Here is a 26,466-nt window from a genome sequence, read left to right as displayed (position 1 = left end):
CCCCCAGTAAAAAGCTATACATGATATGTTTTACTTCGTTTTTTATTGAAATCAATTTGTTAGAAAATATGAAATAAACTTCATTACTTGTGAATGGTTATAAAGCTAGGTACAATAAGGAGATAGAGTATAGGAACGGGAGCGATGATGAACAATGAAAGTTTTGCCGGTGGAAGAAGTGTTTACATTATTAAATGAAACGGCTGAGTTATTGAAGGAAGAATTAAATGTTACATATCTTGAGGCATTAGCAGAAACGGGAGAAAATGTATTTCAAGGAGCAATACTTCAAGAGGAACTAAGCGAACTGACAACTAAGCGTCTTGAGAAAAGTTATGAATCCTTTCATATAAGTAAATTTGAAAAAGAAGATTTAAGAAAGGGATTTCAACTGGCTATTCTTAAAGGCATGAAAGAAAATGTTCAACCTAACCATCAAATGACACCAGATTCTATTGGATTGTTAATGGGTTATTTAGTTAATAAGTTTATTGATCAATCTTCTTTCTCCTTATTAGATCCAGCGGTTGGAACCGGTAACCTCATCACAACAGTGATGAATGCACAATCTGGTAAAATGGTAGAAGCAACAGGTGTGGAAATTGATGATCTCTTAATTAAACTTGCTTATGTGAATGCGAACTGGCAGGAGCATCCTATCCGCTTCTACAATCAAGATAGCTTAGAGCCATTATTCATTAATGAAGTAGATGTGGTTGTAAGTGATTTACCAGTTGGCTATTATCCAAACGATTTACGCGCGCAAGATTATGAGCTTAAAGCTGATGAAGGTCATGCTTATGCCCATCACTTATTTATAGAACAAAGCTTTAAACATGTAAAAGAGGGCGGATTTCTGTTCTTATTAATTCCTAACGGTCTGTTTGAAAGTCCACAAGCACCAAAGTTACATGACTTTTTGAAGAAGTACGCAATTATTCAAGGTTTATTACATTTACCATTGAATTTATTCAAAAATGAACAAGCAGCTAAAAGTATATTTATCCTTCAGAAAAAAGGTGAAGCTGTCAAACCTCCAAAAGAATCATTACTTGTTAATTTGCCATCCTTGTCAAAAGCAGATGACGTTGATCGTGTCTTAACAAAAGTGAGTAATTGGATTAGAGAAAACAAAGGTTCCTAATGATGATGAAAGGATTTCGGTAAAAAATACCGAGGTCCTTTTTCATTTTTGCAGATTATAAACTTCATTAGTATACGATTATAATTATTCAGACATGTAATAATGAAGTCTTATTTTTATGTAATACAATATTCCGAATTTAACTATTTTCTATTTCCTGTTATTATTTCTTGAAATATGATGAATCTCATGTTTAAATGAATTTTTGATGAGATATAATTCAATCAATAAACGATGATTTTATAAATAGGGTAGGAGATATTAGATATAAGGAAGTGAATCATTTGACAAAAATTATTGCCATTAATGCAGGTAGTTCTTCTTTGAAATTTCAATTATTCGATATGCCAGAAGAAAAAGTAATTACAAAAGGAATAGTAGAAAGAATTGGATTAGCACATGCGGTTTTTACAATAGTAGTGAAAGGTGAAAAAAGAACAAAAGAACTAGAGATTCCCAATCATGAAGTAGCTGTGCAATTGCTTTTAAATGAGTTAACAGCACATGAAATTATTGCTGAACTTGATGAAATCGTTGGTGTAGGTCATCGTGTGGTCCACGGTGGAGAAGATTTTTCGCAATCTGTGTTGATTACAGATGAAGTGATGGATAAAATCAGTAAACTATCGGATTTAGCTCCGCTACATAATCCTGCAAATTTAACGGGGATTTTAGCATTCAAACGTGTCTTACCAGATGTTCCAGCAGTAGCGGTTTTTGATACAGCCTTCCATCAATCAATGCCGGAAAGCTCTTATTTATACAGTCTGCCGTATAGTTATTATACTGAGTATGGTATAAGAAAGTATGGATTCCACGGAACTTCACATAAATATGTATCGGAACGGGCAGCTGAATTGTTAGGAAGACCACTTGAGCAATTACGATTAATTTCTTGCCACTTAGGTAATGGTGCGAGTATTGCAGCGATTGAAGGTGGAAAATCTATCGATACATCCATGGGCTTTACGCCATTAGCTGGCGTAACTATGGGAACAAGATCAGGAGATATTGACCCTGCCCTCATTCCCTTTATCATGCAAAAAACCGAAAAGTCAGCAGATGAAGTGTTAGATGTATTAAATAAACAAAGTGGCATGCTTGGTGTTACTGGTTTTTCAAGTGATTTAAGAGATATTGAGATGGCAGCGGAAGAGGGCAATGATCGAGCTGAATTAGCATTAGAAATATTCGCAAACCATATTCACAAATATATCGGTTCATATGCAGCGAAAATGTATGGTGTCGATGCTATAATCTTTACTGCAGGTATCGGTGAAAACAGTGACGTTGTAAGAGAAAGAGTATTAAGGGGACTAGAGTTTATGGGTGTTTATTGGGACCCTGCTCTTAATAAAGTCCGGGGTCGTGAGGCGTTTATAAATTATCCGCATAGTCCGGTAAAAGTCATCATCATTCCTACAAACGAAGAAGTAATGATTGCAAGAGATACGATTGAATTAATATCATAATGGAATTAACATTTGCTCCGACTCGCCTTTTTGGTGGAGTCGGTTTTTATTTTTTTATAAGCAAATGGGTAAGGAAATATCATTTTATATAAACAGAGAGTAAACGATGAAAGATTGCACAGGATGATTCTCTATTTACCATTAGAAAATCGCCTTGTTAGCCTAGAAAATCTTATTCGTCTGACTAACAGCGATCATTCACTAAAGAATCTTATAGTCATAAACAAATAATGGTATTAGTAAAAAGAATAGTAAGTTTTGATCATAAGAGCAACGTGCTTATTATCAGTTAATTTGCTATACTATTAACAAAATATAGTAGCGAATGGAGGATAAGGAGATGCCATTATCTGCACGTGAACAAATGGTACTTAACGAAATCCGTGAATGGGAAAATCAATTATATAGCTACGAAGCGAATGATATCGAGCGTTCATATGAACATTATTTAGAATACTCTTTTGCATTATTACCAGAGAATGTTCAAAAGCAAGTGTTTTCTATGATGGATAGTTGGATGTTTCATTTACATGCACTCATTCAAGGATCACAATTACAGCTTGATGCAAAAGAAAGAATTCTGTCTTCAGGGAGGATTTTTCAAAAAGATATTGATACATTACATGATATGAATGCTTTGACGATTGATCAATTATCATACATAGCTAAACAGCAAATTGCTAGGCATCGAATGTATTCTTTAGCACAAGGTGGTGCAACAGGAACTGGCGGGCTTATGATGCTAGGGAGTGATATTCCGGCAATGGCTGTCATTAATTTAAGAGTCGTGCAGTTAATTGCCATGACTTATGGCGTCGAAGTCAATACACCATTTGAAATGATGAGTTCATTAAAAGTCTTTCATGCAGCTACCTTACCAAGGAGAATCCAAGGAGAAGCTTGGGAGGACTTAATGAATGACCTAGAGCAGCATGACGATTTATATTTTTATGAGGGAAAAGAAGAATTAACAGATATTACATGGTTAGAACAACCGATGAAACAAATGTTTAAAGCAGTAGCGATTGTTTTACTTAGAAAAAAAACGTTACAAGGAATACCAGTCATTAGTATGGCAATAGGAGCGGGTACTAATTACCAATTAACGAGAAATGTAACGGACTTTGCTCATAAGTATTATCAGTATCGCTATCTATTAAATAAGTCAGGGTGATTGTAAACGATGAGCGTAACGGAACATAAGAAAGATTCGTTAACTGTTGGCTGTAAAGTTATCACAGTAAGTGATACAAGAGATGAGGAAACAGATAAAAGTGGGCAATTAATGATCGCATTACTTGAACGAGCGGGTCATAAAGTCAATGCCTATGAAATTGTCAAAGACGAAAGTGTCGCAATTGAACAAAGTGTACGAGCTGGATATAACCAAGAGGATGTTGATATTATATTAACGAATGGTGGTACTGGCATTGCTCTACGTGATGTCACCATTGAAACGGTGCAACGTTTGTTTGATAAAGAGATTGATGGCTTCGGTGAGTTATTTCGTATGCTGAGTTATACAGAGGATATCGGTTCTAGTGCCATTATGTCCAGAGCAATAGCAGGTGTGATTAAGCATAAAGCGGTGTTTTGTACACCTGGATCCTCTGGTGCTGTCAAATTAGCGATGAATAAATTGATATTACCTGAGATCAGTCATGTCGTGAAAGAATTGCGTAAAGATTTATTTTAATGAGAATGAGTCCGAACCATTTACGTTCGGGCCTATTCATTAATAGTGACCTTTAAGTGTTACATCTTGACCTGTTCGGAACCAAAGCCATAATTCATTAATTTGTGAGGCTAATTCGGCGATTTCGTGATTGAGTTTACAAGAAGTTTCAAAGTCGCTTTCATTAGAGAGCTCTTCTTGTTTGCTATTAATCAAGACTTCTATACTTTTTATACGGTCTGGAATTTTCCCACGAATGGTTTCCCAATGAACTAAAATTTGTTGTTGCTCAATAGATGAAAATGCCTCCCAATCCTTTTTTATAGTCGGTAAATCGATAGATAATCTTTGGTTAAACGTAAAATGCTGATGCATTGTTTGCCCCCCCTGCTAATATTTATATTATTTATAAGTGTATCTTCTTTTTTAAATCATAGCTATATACCCTTCCGTTTGCTTGGCCAAGTGAATATAGTAAAGTAATTATAATGAGAAAGGAATGGCAAGTGTTGAAAAATATCGTTTGGATTCTTCTATTTATTCTGCTTTGCCTTTCTCCATCCCCCTCTAATGCTAAATCGAATACAAACACCATGCAAGCAAAAAAAAACTATTATACAAAATTACAAATTGGGCTGCCAGAAGATGTGGGTATCAGTAGTGAGCGTTTAAAAGTCGTTGATGAATGTATAACAACGGAAATATCCCGTGGTTTTCCTGGTACTGTTTTAGTAATCATTAAGGATGGAAAAATCATTAAGGATTCAGCGTATGGATTCGCCAAACGATATGATGGGCATTCCGTATTGTCGCAACCAATAAAAATGAAAACAACAACGATTTTTGACCTCGCATCAAATACAAAAATGTTCAGTACAAATTTTGCTATGCAACAGTTAGTTTCCCAAGGGAAGGTTGACTTGAAGCAATCTGTCCAATATTATTTACCAGCATTTAAAGATCGTGATAACGACGAGATAAAAGGAAAAGCAAAGATAACAGTAACCGATCTGTTGCAGCATACTGCTGGACTACCGAGCAGTATTCACTATCACGATCCAAAAAAAGCGGGCGTGTTATATTCTCAAGATAGAGAGTTAACTAAAAAGATGGTCATAGCTACACCACTGAAGCATCCGCCCCATACAGCACAAATATATAGTGATATTGATTATATGTTATTAGGGATAATTATTGAAGAAGTGACAGGTGTATCATTAGACGATTATGTTGAAAAGGAAATATATAAACCCCTTGGCCTTATTCATACTAAGTATAACCCTCTACAAAAAGGAGAAAGTCAAAATGAATTTGCCGCAACTGAGTTATTTGGTAATACAAGAGATGGTGCTATTTCCTTTCCCCATATAAGGAAGCATACATTACAAGGAGAAGTCCATGATGAAAAGGCGTTTTATAGCATGGCAGGTGTATCAGGACACGCGGGCCTATTTTCTACTGGGAGGGAAATGGCTGTATTATTACAAGTGATGTTAAATGGAGGTGGCTACGGGAATCTTGAACTTTTTAATCAGTCAACCATCAATCAGTTTACAACCCCTTCGTCGCCTGACTCTTCTTTTGCATTAGGTTGGAGGATAAATAGTGACGATCATATGCATCAATTTTTTAGTGAAAGTGCACCGAGCGCTGCCATTGGTCATACAGGCTGGACAGGAACGATGACTGTTATTGATAAGGAAAATCAACTTGGCATATGTTTACTAACAAATAAAAGACACTCACATGTAATCGACCCTTATAAGAATCCCAATGTTTTTGCCGGCGATCAGTCAGTTATTAGTAATTATGGGAAAGTGATAGACCTTATTTATAAGGCGATAATCTCTTAGCAATCATTGCTATAAATAAATAAAAACAAGAGTAAGGAAACTAAGATAAAAGCCAATAAGGCTTTTATCTTTTTTTATAATGGTTTGCAATATATGCTGGAAATTTTGCTCTTTTCTACACTTTCACTTGTTTCGGTTGGACGGATATTTATGTGGATTTATGCATTTGTGGATATTTTATAGAAATTGTAGATAACCTATTGCAATTTTAGGGAAAGGTTGTTAAAGTATTAACATAATCAGTTGAATAAAAATATAAGTTATTGAATATTTATACGTATCCACTTCAAGGAGGAAATAAAAATGTCAAATCCAAAAGTTGTTCTTGCCTATTCAGGCGGTTTAGATACTTCAGTTGCAATTAAATGGTTAGGAGATCAAGGTTACGCTGTTGTTGCTTGTTGTTTAGATGTTGGTGAAGGAAAAGACCTTGATTTCGTAAAAGAAAAAGCACTTCAGGTTGGTGCGGTTGCTTCTTACGTGATTGATGCAAGAGAGGAATTCGCGCAAGAATTTGCTCTTGTAGCCTTACAAGCACATGCATTATATGAAAATAAATATCCATTAGTATCAGCGCTTTCTCGTCCGTTGATTGCAAAAAAATTAGTGGAAGTAGCTGAAAAAGAAGGTGCGGTTGCAGTTGCACACGGATGTACGGGTAAAGGGAATGATCAGGTCCGTTTTGAAGTGGCTATTGCGGGATTAAATCCTGACTTAGAAGTATTAGCACCAGTGCGTGATTGGAAATGGTCTCGTGAAGAAGAAATTGCTTATGCAAAAGAAAATGGTATTCCTGTACCGATTCAATTAGATTCTCCATACTCTATTGACCAGAACTTATGGGGAAGAAGTAATGAGTGCGGAATTCTAGAAGATCCTTGGGCTGCACCACCAGAAGATGCATATGATTTAACAAATAGTCTCGAAAATACGCCAGATACACCAGAAATCATTGAAATCGGTTTTGAGGAAGGCGTACCTGTGACATTAAATGGGAAATCATATATGCTTTCTCAGCTAATTACAGAGTTAAATTACATTGCTGGAAAACATGGTGTGGGACGTATTGACCATGTTGAGAACCGTTTAGTAGGGATTAAATCTCGTGAAATTTATGAAGTGCCAGGTGCTACTACTTTAATGAAAGCACATAAAGAGCTGGAAGATTTAACACTTGTGAAAGAATTAGCGCATTTTAAACCAATTATTGAGAAGCAGGTTGCTGAATTAATCTATAACGGACTTTGGTTCTCTCAATTAAGAACAGCACTCCAAGCATTCTTAAAAGAGTCGCAAAAATACGTAACAGGGACAGTAAGAGTGAAATTATTTAAAGGCCATGCGATTGTTGAAGGAAGAAAGTCTCCTTATACTCTATATGATGAAAAACTTGCCACATACACTTCTGATGATGAATTTGATCATAACGCAGCGATCGGTTTCATTAAATTATGGGGTCTACCAACAAAAGTACAAAGTGCGGTGCAAGGTAACAAGAAGGTGACAGTGTGAAAAAGCTTTGGGGAGGCAGATTCACCAAATCTGCTGAAGAATGGGTCGATGAATTTGGCGCATCCATCTCCTTTGATCAGGAGCTAGTACAAGAAGATTTGCAAGGAAGCATTGCTCATGTAACAATGCTTTCTGCAAATGGTATTATTAGCGAAGAGGATGCTGAAAAAATTAAATCTGGCTTGCAAACATTACAAGAAAAAGCTGCTAATGAAGAAATTGAGTATTCAGTTAAACTTGAAGATATTCACCTTAACTTAGAAAGTGCATTAACTGAACTTGTCGGTCCTGTAGGCGGAAAGCTACATACAGCTCGTAGCCGAAATGATCAAGTTGCTACTGATATGCATTTATATTTAAAGAAGCAGGTTCAAACCATTATTATGCTTGTTGAAGAACTGCAAAATGCATTACTTACACAAGCGGAAGCGAACGTTGAAACGGTGATGCCAGGATATACCCATTTACAGAGAGCACAACCGATTTCATTCGCGCATCACCTAATGGCATACTTCTGGATGCTTGATCGTGATAAACAACGTTATCAAGAAAGCCTCAAACGCATTAACATTTCTCCACTTGGAGCTGGTGCATTGGCTGGAACAACTTTTCCGATTGATCGCTATCAAACAGCCGAATTGCTTGGTTTTGAAGGGATTTATGAAAACAGCTTAGATGCTGTGAGTGATCGTGATTTTATTTTGGAATTCTTATCTTCAAGTTCAACACTGATGATGCATCTATCTCGATTAAGTGAAGAATTGATTCTCTGGTCAAGTCAAGAATTTCAATTCATTGAATTAGATGATAGTTTCGCAACAGGAAGCAGTATTATGCCGCAAAAGAAGAACCCGGATATGGCTGAGTTAATACGCGGTAAAACGGGACGAGTATATGGAAATCTTATGGGGATGTTGACTGTTTTAAAAGGCTTACCACTTGCTTATAACAAAGATATGCAAGAAGATAAGGAAGGCATGTTTGATACTGTCAAAACGGTCGTTGGTTCTCTAAAAATCTTTGTTGGAATGATTGAAACAATGAAGGTGAAGACAACACAAATGGAGAAGGCGACAAAGAATGATTTCTCTAATGCGACTGAACTAGCTGATTATCTTTCAAGTAAAGGTGTACCATTCCGTGAAGCGCATGAAATCGTTGGTAAGCTCGTGCTTACTTGCGTACAAAAAGGTTGTTTCTTAATGGATTTATCACTTGAGGAATACAGAGCTGTTAATGATTTATTTGAAGCCGATATTTATAAGGTGCTTGATCCATATACCGCTGTTGAAAGAAGAAATAGCGCGGGTGGAACAGGCTTCGACCAGGTGAGAATCGCTATAGATAAAGCGAAAGCTAAGTTAAATAAAGAAGAGCATGCCTAGATGCGCATGCTCTTCTTCGCTTTTTTTTAGGAGTGCTTCTCTGCCACGTTTGCCTCCCCACTTTGTTGCTTTGCGGATTTATTCGGTCTGACCACAAGTACATCACAAGGTGCGTGGCGTGTAATATATTCTGATACACTACCAATTAAGAAGCGTTCGACAGCATTCAGCCCCGTTGCTCCACATATAATAAGGTCGATTGGCTTTGTTTTCGCGATATCTTTGGTTATGATTATTTTGGGAGATCCATATTCGATTATATACTCTACTTTAGTAACGTTTGCTTGAGTACAAACTTCCTTATAACGTGCCATTAAGTTCTCAGCAAATTCTGTAGCTCTAACAGAAGTAGAGTGATCATAAGCTTCAATAGCATTGGTACGAGTATCGACAACATGAGCTAAAATGAGATTGGCACCACTATCCTTCACCATTTCAATTGCTTGATTAAATGCCTCATCTGCTTCTACTGAACCATCTACTGCGACTAAAATGTTTTCATAATGTTTACTCATTTAAATCTCCTCCTTTACCTATTATTATACATACCCTTTTTATGAATAAATGTAGCCATTTTTCAAACAATAATGAGGAAAAAATAATGACAAAGGAGTGAACAATCTTGAAAAAAGAAGAAAGAAATGAATGGAATCAATTGTATGATGAAAATGAAGCAGAACAATCTATTAGCGATTCAATAATGGAGGCATATAACGGTGGTGCAGTCAGTCGCCAACAATTGACGAACGAAACCAATGAAGATGAATTAAGCTAAAGTAATATAAAAGGCGTTTTGTCATATGACAAAACGCCTTTTGAGCTTGTATTCAAAAAACTTCATAAGAGTAGACAAAAACACCTTTACTGTTAAAATAATTTTGTGATGGATATATTGTAGTTACCCCACTATGTTAAAAGATGTAAAAAAACGGTTGATTACAGGAAGCAATTTAGGTCATGTCCATTGATAGCCATTTATATTAGAATAGAACGATAGGGGAAAGGTTTATTAAGGGGGAGAAGAAGATGGAGCAAAAAAAGCTTGATCCAAGATATAAAGTTGCTAATCGAGAAGCGCTTATCGGTGTCGGTATTGCGATGATCAACTTTTTCATATGGTATTCTTTTGCCTACGGCTTAGGTAGTAAGCCTGTTGAAGAGTATCAATATATCTTTGGATTACCTTCGTGGTTTTTCTATAGCTGTGTGTTAGGGTTTCTAATTATTACAGTCATCGTTTGGTTGGTTGTTAAGTTCTTGTTCTCTGATGTACCTTTTGAGGAGGAAGAACAATGAATTGGGGAGTAGCTATACCATTAATTATTTTTTTATGTTCACTATTCTTTTTTGGGATTTATGCAACAAAATATTTAAAGCATGGACCTGATTTTTTACAAGAATATTTTCTAGGTGGAAGAAATCTTGGTGGCTTATTATTGGCGATGACGATGGTGGCTACATATGGGAGTGCGTCAAGCTTCATCGGTGGACCTGGAATTGCTTATAATATGGGTCTTGGCTGGGTGTTATTGTCGATGTCACAAGTGGTAACAGGCTACTTTACACTCGCTATCTTAGGTAAAAAGTTTGCCATTATCTCTAGGAAGACAAAAGCGGTTACTTTAAATGATTTCTTAAGAGAACGCTATCAAAGTAAATGGGTAGTCATCTTATCGTCAATTTGTATAGTTGTTTTCTTATTCGCTTCTATGTCTGCGCAGTGGATTGGTGGTGGCCGATTATTAGAATCGTTTATGGGATTGTCGTATCAATCAGCACTTTTAATTTTTACATTATCTGTTCTTATTTTTGTTGTGATTGGTGGTTTTCGTGCAGTTGCCATCACTGATACAGTTCTCGGTATGATCATGTTAATTGGTACAATTATTATTTTAGTAGGAACAATCATTGCTGGTGGTGGGGTACCGAATATTATCGAGAAATTAACAGCAGAAAATCCTAACTTGATTACACCCTTCGGTGCGGACGGTTCATTAACGCCTTTATACGTATCCAGTTTTTGGCTTCTGGTTGGTGTTGGTGTGGTTGGTTTGCCCCAAATTGCTGTCAGAGCAATGTCTTACAAAAACGCAAAGGCAATGCATACGGCGATGATTATCGGTACACTTGTTACAGGCGCTATTATGCTAGGTATGCATCTTACAGGTGTATTTGCACGAGTGGTGATTCCTGGAATTGAAGTCGGGGATACGGTGATGCCGCAATTGACACTAACCATTTTACCTTCATGGTTAGCAGGGATTGTGTTGGCAGCTCCGATTGCAGCGGTCATCTCAACAGTCAATGCATTGTTACTTCTTGTCAGTTCATCGTTGGTGAAAGATATTTACATAAATTATATTAACAGTAAAGCAACAGATCAGTTTATTAAAAAGTTGACGTTATCTGTAACAGCAATCATTGGTATTCTAGTGTATATTGTAAGTATAGAGCCACCTGATCTTCTTATCTGGCTTAATTTATTTGCTTTTGGTGGATTAGAAGCAGCGTTTATCTGGCCAATTATTATGGGGCTTTATTGGAAAAAAGGAAATGCCTATGGGGCTCTTGCTTCTATGATTACAGGGGTAAGTAGTTATATTATTATTGACCGTTTATTTCCGGACTTATTAGGCGTGCACCCGGTCGTTGTCCCAGTGTTTTTATCTTTTATACTTTATGTCCTTGTTAGTTTGTTCACACAATATAAAAAACCAACTCAACAACAGGAGATTATCGAAAAATTTTGGTATGTTTCAAAGTAGTTATTTTCTAAATGAAACAAAGTAAAATAAAACCTGAACAAACACAACCAATTGTGTATGTTCAGGTTTTTTCTTTCTTAGCAAGTTTAATAAAAAAGTGAAGGTATACATTGCGGTGTTTTTATTCTAAATGAAAACACAAGAGGAAAAATGTTTTCTAAAATAATTATTATTAGAATTATCTTATTATTACGTTGGTGCAATAAAGTGTGATAGTATTTATATGAATGCGTTTACATATCTATATTTTCTAAATATATATATGTTAAAGTATTTTAAAATATTTATTTTTTGGGAATGAAGGTGAGATGAGTTGGCGAATGAGGTGAAAAAACAAGGGTATACAAAAGGAAAATTGATTGGGTTATTTCTCGGTCCAATACTTGCATTAATTGTATTCTTTTTATTACCAAGTGATATGATTGGTTATGAAGGAAGGGTAGTTATTGCTAGTATTATGATGATTGGTACGTATTGGGTGACAGAGGCGGTACCGATGGCGGTTGCATCGTTATTACCGTTAGTTCTTATTCCGTTATTTGGCGGTGCCCCGATTGATGTGGTTTCAAGATCTTACGGAGAATCCGTTATTTTTATGTATATGGGTGGATTTATTTTGGCAATTGCCATTGAAAAATGGAATTTACACAGAAGGATTGCACTCAATATTATTGACATGATTGGAACGTCAAGCCATAAAATTATTCTCGGTATTATGCTTGCCACAGGATTGTTAACAATGTTTATTTCGAATGCTGCGACGGCATTAATGATGTTACCAGTTGCATTAGCTTTAATTTCAGAAATGCGAGATAAGAAAATTTTAGAAGGTCAAAATATTGACTTTTTTGCTAAGTCTATCTTACTTGCTGTTGCCTATACAGCAACAATTGGCGGTTTAGCTACGCTTGTTGCGGCTGTTCCAAATGCTGCACTCGCAGGTATTGCTAAGATTCAATTTGATGTAGAGGTCACCTTTTTGCAATGGTTAATCTTTGCAGGTCCGGTTGCGATTATCATGTTTGTTTTCTTATATTTCTATTTAACAAAAATGAAATTTAAGGTAAATGCTGAGAACCAAACAGAAGTGTCTTTTATTAAGGAAGAGAAAAGAAATCTTGGGAAGATAAAAACCGAAGAGTGGGTTGTTATTGCTGTCTTCTTATTAACGGTTTCTTTATGGGTCGGCAAGCCGGCTATTTCTTGGATTGCAGATCAAGTAAGTTTTCTATCATTCTTAGAAAGGTTGGGTTCATTGCCTGACGCAAGCATTTCTATGATGGGTGCTATCCTCTTATTCTTCTTACCAAGTACAAAAGGTGAGAGAATTTTAGAGTGGGGAGATTTAGCGAAACTACCATGGGGTGTATTAATTTTGTTCGGTGGTGGCTTAGCGTTAGCGTCAAGTCTTGAGCATTCGGGTGTGAATGACTTTATTGCCGTAGCATTACAAGGATTAGAAGCATATACACCGTTTATCATTATTCTTCTACTTGTTGTCATTGTATTAGGTATGACAGAAATACTGTCAAATACTGCTGTTGCCAACCTCGTCTTACCAATTTCAGCAGGTTTAGGTGTTGCTATTGGGATCGATCCTTTAATTATGATGGCAGCTGTTGCCTTAGCAGCGGGATCATGTTATATGCTTCCTGTTGCAACTCCACCGAATACCGCTGTTTTTAGTGCGGGTGAACTGGAAGTAGCCGATATGGCTAAAGCGGGTGTTTGGCTAAACGCAGTTAGTGTAATCGTGATTACATTAGCGGTTTATTACTGGATGCCAATCGTCTTTGGTATTACGATATAAAAAGAAGACCCCGAGTATGAACTGCACCCCAATTGTTAGACACTATCTACAACTATTGGAGGTGCAGTTTTTTTGTCCAAATTTACTGCGGAAATGAAGCTACAAGCCGTGACTCGCTATTTAAGCGGAAAAGAAAGTTACAGAGAAATTGGAGAATCTATTGGAATAGATCACAAATCGATTGTTAAATGGGTAAGACAATACAACTACAATGGTGCAGAGGCATTGGTGAAACGTTGTACAAGTTATACACAAATGTTTAAACTAGAAGTACTACAATATATGACTGAAAATGGTACTTCTCTATGTGAAACGGCAGCTATTTTTAATATCCCAGCGCATTCCACTCTAGCTGTATGGAAAAGAAAGTTTGAAACACAAGGGATAGATGCCCTTCAGTCACAGGAACAGGGGCGTCTATCCATGAAAAAAGATTCAAATAAACAAAGTTCTACTGACCGTTCTTTTGAAGCACTAGAAAATCGAATAAAACAACTGGAAATGGAAAATGAGTATTTAAAAAAGTTGAATGCCTTAGTTCAAAACAAGGAAAAATCACCAAACAAGACAAAGCACAAGTAGTCTATGAGTTAAGGCATAAGTATTCGGTGAAGTCACTCGTAAAACTCGCTGGCATTCCACGCAGCACCTATTATAATTTAGTAAAACGAATGAATCGACTTGATCCAGACACCGATATAAAAGGAGAAATCCAAGCCATTTATGAAGAACATGAAGGTCGTTACGGTTACCGTCGTATTCGGGATGAGCTAGTGAATCGTGGGAAAAAAGTAAATCATAAGAAGGTTCAACGAATCATGAAAGAGCTGGGTTTAAGATGCCTAGTGCGGATGAAAAGGTATAAATCTTATAAAGGCACAGTCGGTAAAATAGCGCCAAATCATTTAGACCGTCAATTTAGTGCGGACGCACCGAATGAAAAATGGGTAACAGATATTACAGAATTCAAGCTATTTGGTGAAAAGCTATATCTATCGCCTGTATTAGATTTATTTAATGGTGAAATTATTACGTATACCATCGGTTCTCGACCAACGTATTCATTAGTTTCGGACATGTTAGAAAAAGCATTAGAATCCTTACCAGAAAGGCATCAATTACTCATGCATTCCGACCAAGGATGGCATTATCAAATGAACCAATATCGCAACTTGCTTCAAGCAAAAGGGGTTAAACAGAGTATGTCACGTAAAGGTAACTGTTACGATAACTCTGTAATGGAAAACTTCTTTGGGATACTGAAGTCAGAATTGCTTTATTTTAAGGAATTTGAAAGTGTGAACCACTTTAAACTAGAATTAGAAAAATATATAGAATACTATAATAGGAAACGGTTAAAGGGAAAATTGAAAATGAGTCCGGTACAATACCGAACTCATTTTGAACAAGTTGCCTCATGAAATAACTGTGTCTAACTTTTAGGGGTCACTACAGTATAATGACGGGGTCTTCTCTATGTTATTTAATGGTTTGTAACTCTTTTGGGAATTGTGTTAATGGTATAGCACCGTCTTTTGTTAGAACAAGATCATCTTCGATACGAACACCGGCTACTCCTGGTACGTAAATACCTGGTTCAATTGTATACACCATGCCTTCTTGTAGAAGCAAATCATTTGTTTCTGTTAATGAAGGATATTCATGGACGGAAATACCAAGTCCGTGACCGAGGCGATGTGGGAAGTAATCGCCATATCCGGCATCTGCAATAATTTTTCTTGCTGCTAAGTCAACTTCTGATGCTTTTGCACCAGGTTTACATGCTGCTATTGCTGCTAATTGCGCTTTGAGCACGGTGTCATAAATTTCTTTTTGTTTCTCATTTATTTCACCATAAGCAACCGTTCTCGTAATGTCTGAACAATAGCCTTTCCAAACAACGCCAAGGTCAAATAGAACAAGGTCGCCTTTTTTAATTTTTGTCATACCTGGTGTACCATGCGGAGATGCTCCGTTTTTACCAGTTAGAACCATTGTTGAAAAGGACATTTCATTAACGCCTTTTTTCTTTAATTCATATTCGATTGTAGCTAAAACTTCCAGTTCTGTCTTTCCTTCTGCTATGGCAGCACAGCCTGTTTCAATAGCGAAATCTGCAAGAGCAGTAGCTTCTTTAATAATCGCAAGCTCTTCTTCACTTTTTACCATTCGTAATGTACGAAGCTTTTCTTCAGCAGATACCATACTTGCATGAGGGTAAAGTTCTTTCACCGCTTCATAACGTTCAACATTCATATGTTCTTTTTCGATGGCTATTTTATTAACTGTTGAAAGACGTGTAACAATGGCATCATTAATCATTGTCCATGGATTTTCAATATCTGTATATCCAATAATATCACCATTCCAACCAGCGTTTTTGGCATCCTCTATTTCCATTTTTGGACAGACAAGGAAAGGGTCAGCATCTTGGAAAACGGCTAATCCTAGTAAACGCTCATTAGGATCACTATGAAAAGAGCTCAAGTAAAATACATTTTCTGTTGATGTAATAAAAGATACATCAATTTTGTTTTCTTTCATCCATGATGATAAAATATCCATTCTTTGCTTCATGGTAGTCCCTCCTGGTCTTTATGTAGTAAGCTATAAGCAAGCGTATCAACTATATATGAAAAAGTAAACTTTTTGAACTGTTTAAATTGAAAGAAATAAGGGAAGAGACAGGATAACTTCATATTTATGTTGAAAAAATTACATAGGAAAAACAGAAAGGAGAATCATTTGTGAAAGTATCATTTCATGGCCATTCTATCGTAAAAGTAAAAACAGAGGATAAAACAATTTTATTTGATCCATTTATTACTGGGAATGAATTAACAGACCTTAAGGTTGAAGAAGAAAAACCGGATGTTATTATCGTGACGCACGGACATGGTGATCATTTAGGAGACACAATTGAACTGGCTAAGAAGAATCAATCTCTAGTGATATGTAATGCAGAACTTTCATATTATCTAGGTTTCCATGGTATTGAAGCACACGGCATGAGTATTGGTGGTGCGTATGATTTTGATTTTGGGAAAGTGAAATTAACTCCAGCTTTACACGGAACAGGGCTCGTAACTGAGGATAACCAAATTGTTTATTTAGGTATGCCGGCTGGTGTCTTACTAACAATTGATGGTAAGACAATCTATCATGCAGGAGACACAGGTTTGTTTTCGGATATGAAATTAATTGGAGAGAGACATCCGATTGATTTAGCATTTATCCCGATTGGTGATAACTTTACAATGGGACCAGAGGACGCTGCTTATGCTGTAGAGTTGCTGCAACCGAAACAAGTCGTTCCCGTTCATTACAATACATTTCCACCAATTAAACAAGATCCACACGCTTTCGCTAAATTAGTAAAAGGATCTGATGTAAAAGTAATGGAAGCTGGAGAAGTTGTTGAATTATAATAAATATTGTTGAGAGAAACTGAGATAATGCCACAGATGACTGTCTGTGGCATTTTTGATTTCAATTTGTGAACCAACTAGTTACACTTTTTCATGGAAAAGTGCGTAAGCTAATACAATTGATTAAACCTCAAACCTCTTTAATATAGTGAGATTAGATTTGAAAAGGCAACTGGGTACATATCAATACTTTTTCACATAATAAATACACTAGTATTGAAGACGATTACTGGTCATGTCCGCTTTCTTCTCTGCATAAATATAGATTATGAGAGGAGAGGATGAGATGAGGAGATATCGTTATATTATTTGTTTATTGCTTGCAGGTGCTATGCTCTTTTACGCAGTTCCTCGATTAGATGTTTATAGCAGTGGTCTTGAGGGTGTTTTTACCATTACTTGGTTAGCATTTGCATTGATTGTTATTGCCGGAAATTTGACAGCCTTATTATATGAGCCGAAATCAAAGGTAAATGTAAGGACAAGGCGAAAAGTGGTTACATCTAACCGCAAACGAATGAGGTCTCATTAATAATATTGCTCGTTCGTTGAACATCACAACTTTTCATTCTATAATAAGGCTATGAAGGATGAAAATAGAGGGTGATGTCTTGGCTACAAAGCATGAGCAGATTTTACATTATATTGATGAGTTACCAGTCGGAGAAAAAATTTCCGTTAGACAAATTGCAAAGGCACTATCGGTGAGTGAAGGAACAGCTTACCGTGCCATTAAAGATGCTGAAAATAAAGGGTATGTGAGTACGATTGAAAGAGTCGGTACAATTAGAATAGAAAGAAAGAAGAAAGAAAACTTTGAAAAGCTTACTTACGCAGAAGTTGTCAATATTGTTGATGGACAAGTGCTAGGAGGACGAGCAGGACTCCATAAAACATTGAATAAGTTTGTGATCGGTGCGATGAAGTTAGAAGCAATGATGAGATATACTGGGGCTGGAAACTTATTAATCGTCGGAAACCGTACGAATGCCCATGAACTAGCGTTAAAAGCTGGAGCAGCCGTTCTTATTACGGGTGGTTTTGATACGGAAGAAGATGTGAAGCGGATTGCTGACGAATTAGAGTTACCGGTGATTTCAACAAGCTACGATACTTTTACAGTAGCAACGATGATTAACCGAGCAATATATGATCAGTTAATTAAGAAAGAAATTGTTTTAGTAGAAGACGTACTTACACCTGTTACTCAAACGATTAGCTTGCAAACAACAGATACGATTGAGGAATATTTAAAACATAATCGAGAGACGAGTCATAGTCGCTTCCCGGTTGTTGATCAACATATGAAGGTTCAAGGGATGGTTACTTCCAAAGATATTATGGGCCATAAAACAGATACACCTATTGAAAAGGTCATGACGAAAAACCCGATGACAGTTGGTGGTAAAACAAGTGTGGCTTCTTCTTCACATATGATGGTTTGGGAAGGGATTGAACTCCTCCCAGTTGTTGATCAATCGCATAAGTTAGAGGGAATCATTAGTCGACAGGATGTGTTAAAAGCGCTTCAAGTCATTCAGCGGCAACCACAAGTTGGTGAAACAATTGATGATACGGTGACAAATCAGTTGGTATTAGCGAATGGAAAAACGAAGAATGAAGCGATGTATCGCTGTGAAGTTACACCGCAAATGACGAACCATATTGGTTCCATCTCGTACGGTGTTTTCACGACGATAGTGACAGAAGCTGCTAATCGCGTTTTACGAATGTACAAAAAAGGTGACCTTGTAGTTGAAAATATGACCATATACTTTTTAAAACCAGTTCAAATTGAGAGTATGCTTGATATTTTTCCAAGAGTGCTTGATGTTGGAAGAAAGTTTGGGAAAGTAGATGTAGAAGTCTTCAATGGCGGGGTATTGGTTGGAAAAGCGATGATGATGTGTCAATTAACAGAAAGATAAGCATAAATCGGCTAGTTGATGGATACATCTTCTAATAGCTAGTAAAACATCAACTAGACCGAATTTACTTACTACCTTACAATTGGAGCCACCACAGGTGAAATTGTAAGGTTTTAGTTTTGGTTCGATTTAATCCATTCGGATTCTTCAATCGCACGAGGGAGAAAATATTTATAGGCTTTCATACCAGCCCAAATACTGATTCCGCCAATAATGATAAAAAGAGCAGAGATAACATACGTGATCGTACCGCTATAAAGAAATAGTTGGTTGACACCGAAAAAGAATATAAAGGCACCTAGCGCCATACGTGATTTAGCTGAAATCCATTCTTTTTCTGCAGGACGTCTAGAACGTACGTATTTCACTTTATAGAATACGTACAAAGCAAAAGATAGTGCAATAAAAACTGCAAGTACAAGCATGTACAAACCTCCATAAATGAACATATGTCTTTATTTTAACTTCTATAAGAGGAAATTGCTAGAAGAGAGAGAATAATTATTATAATTGCAAGATGCTTTTCTTTCTTGTGTGTTATTTGAGAGGAGTATACAATGAAGAGTAAAATTCTGTCCGCGATCAAAAAGTATGACAAAATCATTATCCATCGTCATATTCGTCCAGATCCAGATGCCTACGGGTCGCAAGGAGGGTTGGCAGAAATAATAAAAGCTTCTTTTCCGCAGAAACAAGTATATACAGTGGGGCAAGAGGACGAAACCCTGCTCTATTTGCGTAAAATGGACAAGATAAGTAATGAAGTCTACGAAGGAGCTTTAGTGATTGTTTGTGATACTGCCAATACGGAGCGCATTAGTGATCAACGGTACACAAAGGGTGATCTATTAATAAAGATTGACCACCATCCTAATATGGATCCGTATGGAGATTTGCTTTGGGTAGATACTGAGGCGAGCTCTGTAAGTGAAATGATTTATGAGTTTTTTCTAAGTGGTCAAAAGGATGGTTTAATAATGACAGATGAGGCAGCAAGGCTGATTTTCGCTGGCATTGTCGGTGATACAGGGCGGTTTATCTATCCAAGTACAACGAATAAAACCTTTGCTTATGCAGGAGAACTAATTAAATATCAGTTCTCAAGGACAGAGCTTTTCGATAGAATGTATGAATTAGCACCCAATCTAATTAAGCTCCAGGGATATATTTTACAACATTTTCATATGCTTGATAGCGGAGCGGCAGTGGTGAAAATGGACAGTAGTTTATTGCAAAAATACGAGGCTACACCTGCTGAGGCGTCGGTTTTAGTCGGAGAGCTCGGCCATGTTAAAGAATTGAAGGCATGGGTGTTTTTTATAGAAGAAGAAGATCAAATAAGAGTGCGCTTCAGGTCGAAAGGTCCGATCATTAATCAACTAGCTCGGTGCTATAAAGGTGGGGGACATCCATTTGCAGCAGGTGCATCTATATATAGCTGGGATGAAGCTGAAAAAGTGATTTCCGACTTAAATGATTTATGTGAATCGTGGACCATTTAATAATTAATAGAGGTTGAGCAATTAATTTAATAACAGCTCAACCTCTAATACAAGTGTTGTATCTATAATAATGGATTGAATATCAGCTCGGTAGCGCTTCCCATTAATGGGGTGGGTTTTATTCACAATTATGCGTTTTACGAGTTCGATACTTTGTCCGACGCTTTTTATATCTCGCGCCATTAAAATACTGATATCTTCTTTGATCGCATCCTCCGTTTGATAGAGGCTGTATTCGTCTAAATTATATTTCTTGAGTGCAGATTGGTCGATTTTAACAACGATCTCTTGGACAGTTAATAATTCTTCGTTTTCTTTATTCAATTTTTTAAATTCCTTCTGCCATATCTCCTTTTCATTTTCTAATTCCTTAATTTCAGCTTCCTGTGTGTGGATTTCTAAACTATAACGCTCTTGCCATTCACCAAAAATGTAAACGAAAACACACCAACTTAATACGCCTCCGATAGCCATTCCAGCAAAAAAACGCTGCCAAGAAGGTCTGCGATAATAAGGGGGGATTCTCATTTAGGTAAATGCTCCTGAGTTAGCCAGATGATGATTTGAGCGCCTGTTTGAGCCCCACCAAAAGCTGAGAGAATTAAGAGACATTGTTTGATAATATCTTTCGTTTGCCCATCAAGGACTCCACGCTCAAAACTATAAACCGTATCAAAAGTACCTCCAATAGCAGCGATAATTGCCCAAATTCTAATAGAATTCGATAGATTGAAAATTTCTGTTAAGGGAGGTTTTCCTGTGAAAAACGCGGCAATGCCACCGATGATTGAACCGCCAATCAAAACACCAAGAGCAATAAAGTAACTTTCTAAAAGAGAAGAAAAGAAGGGTTGCTCATTCATTTACATAACCGCCTTTTAGTGATGAATTCTCTCTATTCCATCATATGGACGAACATCATAAATTATGTTTATTCTTCAATGAATTCATATGGGATTGTACAATGAGAGTTTTCATTAAGAAACAAACGTTCTATAATAAAAGAAGAAGAAAAATGAGGGTGTGAGAAAGTTGTCTTTTATTCACTTGCAAGTATATAGTGCCTATAGTTTATTAATGAGCACAGCTAGTGTTGAACAACTCGTAGCAGATGCCAAAGTAAAAGGGTATCCAGCAATTGCCCTTACAGATAGAAATGTAATGTACGGGACAGCACAGTTTTATAATGAATGTAAAAAAAATAATATTAAACCTATTATTGGGTTGACTGTCGATATTGAAAAGGAACAAGAAGAAGGGACGAACCCAATAGTATTACTAGCAAAAAATAACCAAGGTTATCAAAACTTACTCAAAATAACGAGTAGCCTGCAAACGGCAGCAGAAGGCGGACTCCCGCTCAAGTGGTTGAGGGCTTACTCAAATGGATTAATTGCTTTAACACCTGGTTTAGAAGGCGTAATTGAGAATTACTTGCTAGAAGACCGGTTTATGGATGCTGAAAAATATGCTCGTATGTATAAAGAGATTTTTTCTGGTGATTTTTATCTTTCTATGCAAAGACATGGGCTAACAGAGGAAGAGAAAGTATTGCCGTTGCTTAAGGATTTATCAGAGCAAAGTGATATATCACTAGTTGTGACAAATGCTGTTCATTATTTAAATAAAGAAGATGCCTTTGCTCAACAATGTGCACTTGCTATACGCAATGGAGAAAAATTAGAAGACGAGAGTTGGGAAAGATTACAATCTGATCAATATTCTTTAAAATGTGTGAAAGAAATGGTTGACCTTTTTGTAGAAGAGGAAGAGGCGATTATAAAGACGAATATGATTGCCAGTGAATGTGATGTGGAGATGGACCTTGGAATAAAAAGCTTGCCGAAATTCCCCACTGATGGCCATCTGACAGCCGATCAGCAATTAGAGCAGCTCTGTATGAAAGGGTGGGGTGAGAGATATCCTGATGGAAATGAGAAAGCTAGGAATCGCCTTATGTATGAGCTTTCTATTTTGAAGAAAATGAATTTTAGTGATTATTTTTTAATTGTTGCGGATTTTATGCAGTTTTGTAGAAGGGAAAAAATTTTCACTGGACCTGGACGTGGTTCGGCAGCCGGCTCAATTGTAGCATATGTGCTTTATATAACAGATGTTGATCCGATTCGTTACAATTTGCTTTTTGAACGGTTTTTAAACCCTGAGCGGATTTCTATGCCTGATATTGATATTGATTTTCCTGACCATCGCAGAGATGAGGTAATCCAATATGTGGCAAGCAAGTATGGTCAGCAACATGTCGCGCAAATTATTACGTTTGGAACATTAGCAGCTAAGGCGGCACTTAGAGATGTTGGTAGGGCCTTTGGCTTAAACTCAAAGGAACTAGATCAGCTATCTCGTGCGGTACCTAGTCGACTAGGTATTACCTTAAAATCAGCTTGGCAAGAGTCACATTCTTTGCAAACATTGATTAATCAATCATCGTTATATAAAAGATTATTTAATACAGCACTAAAGTTAGAAGGATTGCCAAGACATACTTCTACACATGCTGCTGGCGTTATCATAAGTGAGCGCCCACTTGTTCAAGTGGTACCAATTACCGGGGGACATGGAGATGTTTTTCTAACACAATTTTCAATGGAGCACTTGGAAGATCGTGGCCTATTAAAAATGGATTTTCTTGGCTTACGTAATTTGTCACTTATTGAAAATATTTTACAGTCTATTAAAAAGAAAACAGGAAAACTTATTCCAATAAAAGAAGTGCCACTTCAAGACCAAAAAGCTTATGAATTACTATCTAGGGGAGAAACAACAGGAATTTTTCAGTTAGAATCAAGTGGGATGAGAAATGTATTAAAGAAACTGCAACCGACTACATTTGAGGATATTGTTGCAGTCAATGCATTATATCGCCCAGGCCCGATGGAAAATATTCCGTTATTTATTGCGAGAAAGCATGGTGAGGAGGAAATTACCTATCCTCATCAAGATTTAGAAGATATATTGAAGCCGACTTATGGTGTCATTGTTTACCAAGAACAAATTATGCAGATTGCAGCAAAGATGGCAGGATTTTCACTAGGGGAAGCTGACTTATTAAGAAGGGCTGTAAGTAAAAAGCAAGAAGAAGTTCTGAATAAAGAAAGAGCACATTTTGTGCATGGTGCGATTAACCAAGGATATACAGAAGAAACTGCCAATCAAATATATAATTACATCGTCAAGTTTGCTAATTACGGATTTAATAGAAGTCATGCAGTAGCGTATAGTATGATTTCTTATCAACTTGCCTATTTAAAAGCCCATTATCCGCTACATTTCATGGCGGCATTGTTAACATCAGCTATTGGTAATGATGCGAAAGTAGCCCAATATGTAAATGAGGCGAAGCAATTGGGGATTGAGATCTTACCTCCTTCCATTAATAAAAGTATCTTTTCTTTTCAGGTGGAAAATCAAGGAATCCGCTATAGTTTAGCAGCAGTGAAGACGATTGGGGTAAATGCTTGGAAGGAAATTGTTCGAGTGAGAGCAGGTAGATCATTCCAAGATTTATTTGATTTTTGTATCCGTATGTCAGGGAAAGTATTCAATAGGCGAATGCTTGAAATGCTTGTTCATTCCGGGAGTTTTGATGAGTTTGGTGAGGACCGAGCGACACTACTTGCTAGCTTAGATATTGCCTTAGAGCATGCCGAGTTAGTTCAGCCAGATGATGATCAATTTGATATGTTTAGTGAAGAGGAATTTTTCCCTAAACCAAAATACGCAACTGTTGAAGAGATTCCCTTGTTAGATAAACTTGCTAACGAAAAGGCGGCTTTGGGGTTATATCTTTCTGCGCATCCGGTAACAACCTATGAATCATTTTTTTCACTGTTAAAATCTCAAACGCTACAATACATTGAGAGTCAAGAGAGAAAAGTAATTGTTCAATCAGTCGTGTATATCTCAGAAATGAAGAAGATTAGGACCAAAAAAGGAGAAGCGATGGCATTTTTACTTCTTAGTGATCAAACTGGAGATATGGAAGCAGTCGCTTTTCCGAAAATCTATAATAAGTATTCTTCTATCATGCAAGCTGGCGATATTGTCTTTATGAAAGGTGAAATAGAGGTAAGGAATGGAAAGAAACAATGGATTATTAGAAGTGTTGAAAAAGTAGAAGAAGTGATTGAAAAGGAGGAATCTAAGCCACCTACCCTTTACATTAAGATTACGAAAGAGAATGAATCAGATGAGAAATTAACATTGTTAAAAGAAATTTTACAATATGAAGTAGGGCAATCACCTGTCGTTTTATTCTATGAAAATGATCGTAGATCCATCAAACTTAGTCAAGATGAATATGTATCATACAGCGAAAAATTGACTGAACGCTTAAAAGAATTATTTGGAGGAGAGAATATTGTTTTTAAGCGTTAGCCTTTACAAGTTTTTCAGATATGTTATATTGTTATCATAAACTGGTCAGACCACCATGAAGTTGATTTTTAAAGAATTTGCATTAAGTGCTGCTTTCATTTCCTTATTTATAGGTAAATTGTTCTCTAGTACTGAAGCAATTCTTATTAATGAATACTGAATCATTTTTCTAGTATATGTTTATTGTGAGGTCGACTGCTATTTTGTAACGTCCTAGGTATTTGGTTGTTTTTGCCACATTCTTGATATATGTATTGAAGAATAAGAGAGAGAAAATTTACATATTAAGAAAAGAAGAGACAGCTAGTATGTTGGGTTTGTGAAGAATTATAAGAAAAGCACTAAGGGGTGTAGGTCATGTCATTAAGAGATGAAGCATTAAATATGCATAAGGTTCATAAAGGTAAATTAGAATCTAAATCAAAAGTAGCTGTTACAAATGCGAAAGAGTTAAGCTTAGCTTATTCTCCCGGCGTTGCAGAGCCATGTAAAGAAATTTATGATAAACCAGAAACGGTTTATGATTATACAATGAAAGGCAATATGGTAGCGGTTGTTTCTGATGGAACGGCTGTTCTTGGACTTGGTAATATCGGACCAGAAGCAGCCTTACCAGTAATGGAAGGGAAAGCTGTGTTATTTAAAAGCTTTGCAGGTGTTGATGCTTTTCCAATTTGCTTGAATACCAATGATATTGATAAAATCGTTGATACGGTGAAGTTAATGGAGCCGACTTTTGGCGGTGTGAACTTAGAGGATATTGCAGCACCGAATTGCTTCTATATTGAAGAACGTTTGAAAAAAGAGACAAATATTCCAGTGTTCCATGATGATCAACACGGGACAGCCATTGTAACTGTTGCTGGACTTGTCAATGCCCTTAAACTTGCTGGTAAAAAGATGAGCGAAATAAAGGTGGTTGCAAACGGTGCTGGTGCAGCCGGTATTGCTATTATTAAATTACTATACCGTTATGGTGTAAGAGATATTATTATGTGTGATACAAAGGGTGCTATCTATGAAGGGCGTCCAAACGGGATGAATGATATTAAGAGTGAAGTTGCCCGGTTCACAAACCGTAACCAAGTTAAAGGTAGTTTAACAGATGCAATTAAAGATGCAGATGTATTTATTGGTGTATCAGTGGCGGGTGCTTTGACAGCTGATATGGTACAATCAATGAACGACAAGGCAATCATTTTTGCTATGGCTAATCCAACACCAGAAATCATGCCAGAAGAGGCAAAAGCTGCTGGAGCGCTTGTTGTTGGTACAGGTCGTTCAGATTTCCCTAACCAAGTAAATAATGTTCTTGCATTCCCAGGAATCTTTAGGGGTGCTTTAGATGTTCGTGCAACTCATATTAATGAGCATATGAAAATTGCTGCGGTTGAAGCAATTGCTGAATTGATTGCTGAAGAAGACTTACATTCTGATTATGTCATTCCAGCTCCATTTGATCCACGAGTGGCACCAGCAGTAGCATCTGCAGTAGCTAAATCAGCTATGGAAACTGGCGTAGCTAGAATTAAAGTTGACCCAGAAGAAGTGAAGCAAAGAACAGCACAACTTGCAGCTATCGGAAAAGATAAATAAC

At 36.8% G+C, this 26,466-nt stretch carries 24 protein-coding genes; 18 read left to right on the top strand and 6 right to left on the bottom strand.

What is annotated here, in order from left to right:
- The first annotated feature begins 154 nt into the window (after positions 1 to 154).
- The 4 genes from MKX83_RS17855 (at position 155) to MKX83_RS17840 (ending at position 4,312) form a co-directional block, all read left to right on the top strand.
- Positions 155 to 1,144 carry a class I SAM-dependent methyltransferase gene (locus MKX83_RS17855; protein WP_095372281.1) on the top strand — a complete coding sequence of 330 codons (990 nt, stop codon included), beginning with the start codon at positions 155 to 157 and terminating at the stop codon, positions 1,142 to 1,144.
- A gap of 284 nt (positions 1,145 to 1,428) precedes the next feature.
- Positions 1,429 to 2,616, top strand: a complete 1,188-nt coding sequence (locus tag MKX83_RS17850) for an acetate kinase (RefSeq protein WP_095372282.1) — start codon at positions 1,429 to 1,431, stop codon at positions 2,614 to 2,616.
- Positions 2,617 to 2,956: 340 nt separating this feature from the next.
- A complete protein-coding gene (locus tag MKX83_RS17845; protein ID WP_095372283.1) occupies positions 2,957 to 3,790 on the top strand; it encodes an EcsC family protein in 834 nt (277 codons plus the stop codon).
- A gap of 9 nt (positions 3,791 to 3,799) precedes the next feature.
- Positions 3,800 to 4,312: a MogA/MoaB family molybdenum cofactor biosynthesis protein gene (locus MKX83_RS17840; RefSeq protein ID WP_095372284.1), complete on the top strand. Its 513-nt coding sequence runs from the start codon at positions 3,800 to 3,802 to the stop codon at positions 4,310 to 4,312.
- Positions 4,313 to 4,351: 39 nt separating this feature from the next.
- Here MKX83_RS17840 and MKX83_RS17835 read toward each other — a convergent pair whose 3' ends face one another.
- Complete coding sequence (locus MKX83_RS17835) at positions 4,352 to 4,666, bottom strand: hypothetical protein (RefSeq protein WP_322910339.1); 315 nt, start codon at positions 4,664 to 4,666, stop codon at positions 4,352 to 4,354.
- Between the two features lie 134 nt (positions 4,667 to 4,800).
- Between MKX83_RS17835 and pbp4b the strand changes: the two genes are divergently transcribed.
- The 3 genes from pbp4b (at position 4,801) to argH (ending at position 9,041) form a co-directional block, all read left to right on the top strand.
- Positions 4,801 to 6,144, top strand: a complete 1,344-nt coding sequence (pbp4b, locus tag MKX83_RS17830) for a penicillin binding protein PBP4B (RefSeq protein WP_445293166.1) — start codon at positions 4,801 to 4,803, stop codon at positions 6,142 to 6,144.
- A gap of 303 nt (positions 6,145 to 6,447) precedes the next feature.
- Positions 6,448 to 7,656: an argininosuccinate synthase gene (locus MKX83_RS17825; RefSeq protein ID WP_095372287.1), complete on the top strand. Its 1,209-nt coding sequence runs from the start codon at positions 6,448 to 6,450 to the stop codon at positions 7,654 to 7,656.
- Complete coding sequence (gene argH, locus MKX83_RS17820) at positions 7,653 to 9,041, top strand: argininosuccinate lyase (protein WP_307319277.1); 1,389 nt, start codon at positions 7,653 to 7,655, stop codon at positions 9,039 to 9,041. The genes MKX83_RS17825 and argH overlap by 4 nt, the downstream gene beginning before the upstream one ends.
- 26 nt (positions 9,042 to 9,067) lie before the next feature.
- Here argH and MKX83_RS17815 read toward each other — a convergent pair whose 3' ends face one another.
- Entirely contained in the window at positions 9,068 to 9,556 is a 489-nt protein-coding gene (locus MKX83_RS17815; RefSeq protein ID WP_341056806.1) for a universal stress protein, read from the bottom strand.
- Positions 9,557 to 9,663: 107 nt separating this feature from the next.
- Here MKX83_RS17815 and MKX83_RS17810 point away from each other — a divergent pair, with 107 nt between their 5' ends.
- The 5 genes from MKX83_RS17810 (at position 9,664) to MKX83_RS17790 (ending at position 15,037) form a co-directional block, all read left to right on the top strand.
- A complete protein-coding gene (locus MKX83_RS17810) occupies positions 9,664 to 9,816 on the top strand; it encodes a hypothetical protein (RefSeq protein ID WP_157733921.1) in 153 nt (50 codons plus the stop codon).
- A gap of 251 nt (positions 9,817 to 10,067) precedes the next feature.
- Complete coding sequence (locus MKX83_RS17805; RefSeq protein WP_095372290.1) at positions 10,068 to 10,337, top strand: YhdT family protein; 270 nt, start codon at positions 10,068 to 10,070, stop codon at positions 10,335 to 10,337.
- The gene (gene panF, locus MKX83_RS17800) at positions 10,334 to 11,806 is read left to right on the top strand and encodes a sodium/pantothenate symporter (protein WP_341051742.1); all 1,473 of its coding nucleotides are present in this window, start codon (positions 10,334 to 10,336) and stop codon (positions 11,804 to 11,806) included. The genes MKX83_RS17805 and panF overlap by 4 nt, the downstream gene beginning before the upstream one ends.
- A 313-nt stretch (positions 11,807 to 12,119) precedes the next feature.
- On the top strand, positions 12,120 to 13,616 hold the full coding sequence (locus tag MKX83_RS17795; protein ID WP_233435211.1) for an SLC13 family permease: 1,497 nt from the start codon (positions 12,120 to 12,122) through the stop codon (positions 13,614 to 13,616).
- Positions 13,617 to 13,688: 72 nt separating this feature from the next.
- A protein-coding gene (locus MKX83_RS17790; protein WP_224935613.1) for an IS3 family transposase occupies positions 13,689 to 15,037 on the top strand; the annotation gives its coding sequence in 2 pieces (ribosomal slippage) (positions 13,689 to 14,133 and positions 14,133 to 15,037; 1,350 coding nt in all).
- A 58-nt stretch (positions 15,038 to 15,095) separates the two neighbouring features.
- Here the strand turns inward: MKX83_RS17790 and MKX83_RS17785 are convergent.
- Positions 15,096 to 16,193 (bottom strand): M24 family metallopeptidase, encoded by a 1,098-nt coding sequence (locus MKX83_RS17785; protein WP_095372292.1) that lies wholly within the window; start codon positions 16,191 to 16,193, stop codon positions 15,096 to 15,098.
- Positions 16,194 to 16,363: 170 nt separating this feature from the next.
- Here MKX83_RS17785 and MKX83_RS17780 point away from each other — a divergent pair, with 170 nt between their 5' ends.
- The 3 genes from MKX83_RS17780 to MKX83_RS17770 all read left to right on the top strand — a co-directional run bounded on the left by MKX83_RS17780 (position 16,364) and on the right by MKX83_RS17770 (position 18,972).
- The gene (locus MKX83_RS17780; RefSeq protein WP_224935770.1) at positions 16,364 to 17,044 is read left to right on the top strand and encodes a metal-dependent hydrolase; all 681 of its coding nucleotides are present in this window, start codon (positions 16,364 to 16,366) and stop codon (positions 17,042 to 17,044) included.
- Positions 17,045 to 17,330: 286 nt separating this feature from the next.
- Positions 17,331 to 17,576 (top strand): hypothetical protein, encoded by a 246-nt coding sequence (locus MKX83_RS17775; protein WP_095372294.1) that lies wholly within the window; start codon positions 17,331 to 17,333, stop codon positions 17,574 to 17,576.
- 79 nt (positions 17,577 to 17,655) lie between these two features.
- Positions 17,656 to 18,972: a CBS domain-containing protein gene (locus MKX83_RS17770; protein WP_095373634.1), complete on the top strand. Its 1,317-nt coding sequence runs from the start codon at positions 17,656 to 17,658 to the stop codon at positions 18,970 to 18,972.
- Positions 18,973 to 19,085: 113 nt separating this feature from the next.
- Here the strand turns inward: MKX83_RS17770 and MKX83_RS17765 are convergent, their stop codons facing one another.
- On the bottom strand, positions 19,086 to 19,397 hold the full coding sequence (locus MKX83_RS17765) for a YtpI family protein (RefSeq protein ID WP_095372295.1): 312 nt from the start codon (positions 19,395 to 19,397) through the stop codon (positions 19,086 to 19,088).
- A gap of 132 nt (positions 19,398 to 19,529) precedes the next feature.
- On the opposite strand from MKX83_RS17765, the gene MKX83_RS17760 reads away from it, so the two are divergent.
- Entirely contained in the window at positions 19,530 to 20,474 is a 945-nt protein-coding gene (locus tag MKX83_RS17760; RefSeq protein ID WP_307319265.1) for a DHH family phosphoesterase, read from the top strand.
- A gap of 21 nt (positions 20,475 to 20,495) precedes the next feature.
- Here the strand turns inward: MKX83_RS17760 and ytrI are convergent, their stop codons facing one another.
- Positions 20,496 to 21,002 (bottom strand): sporulation membrane protein YtrI, encoded by a 507-nt coding sequence (ytrI, locus tag MKX83_RS17755; protein WP_095372297.1) that lies wholly within the window; start codon positions 21,000 to 21,002, stop codon positions 20,496 to 20,498.
- Positions 20,999 to 21,337 carry a YtrH family sporulation protein gene (locus MKX83_RS17750; protein ID WP_095372298.1) on the bottom strand — a complete coding sequence of 113 codons (339 nt, stop codon included), beginning with the start codon at positions 21,335 to 21,337 and terminating at the stop codon, positions 20,999 to 21,001. Before MKX83_RS17750 ends, ytrI begins: the two co-directional genes overlap by 4 nt.
- A 160-nt stretch (positions 21,338 to 21,497) precedes the next feature.
- On the opposite strand from MKX83_RS17750, the gene dnaE reads away from it, so the two are divergent.
- Positions 21,498 to 24,869: a DNA polymerase III subunit alpha gene (gene dnaE / locus MKX83_RS17745; RefSeq protein WP_341056798.1), complete on the top strand. Its 3,372-nt coding sequence runs from the start codon at positions 21,498 to 21,500 to the stop codon at positions 24,867 to 24,869.
- 357 nt (positions 24,870 to 25,226) lie between these two features.
- Positions 25,227 to 26,465: an NAD(P)-dependent malic enzyme gene (locus MKX83_RS17740; RefSeq protein WP_224935775.1), complete on the top strand. Its 1,239-nt coding sequence runs from the start codon at positions 25,227 to 25,229 to the stop codon at positions 26,463 to 26,465.
- The last annotated feature ends 1 nt before the right edge of the window (position 26,466 follow it).

This window comes from Cytobacillus sp. FSL M8-0252, from assembly GCF_038007345.1.
GTDB lineage: Bacteria > Bacillota > Bacilli > Bacillales > Cytobacillaceae > Cytobacillus > Cytobacillus kochii.
Note: the sequence above shows the minus strand (reverse complement) of the source record. Positions and strands in the feature narration are given on the sequence as shown.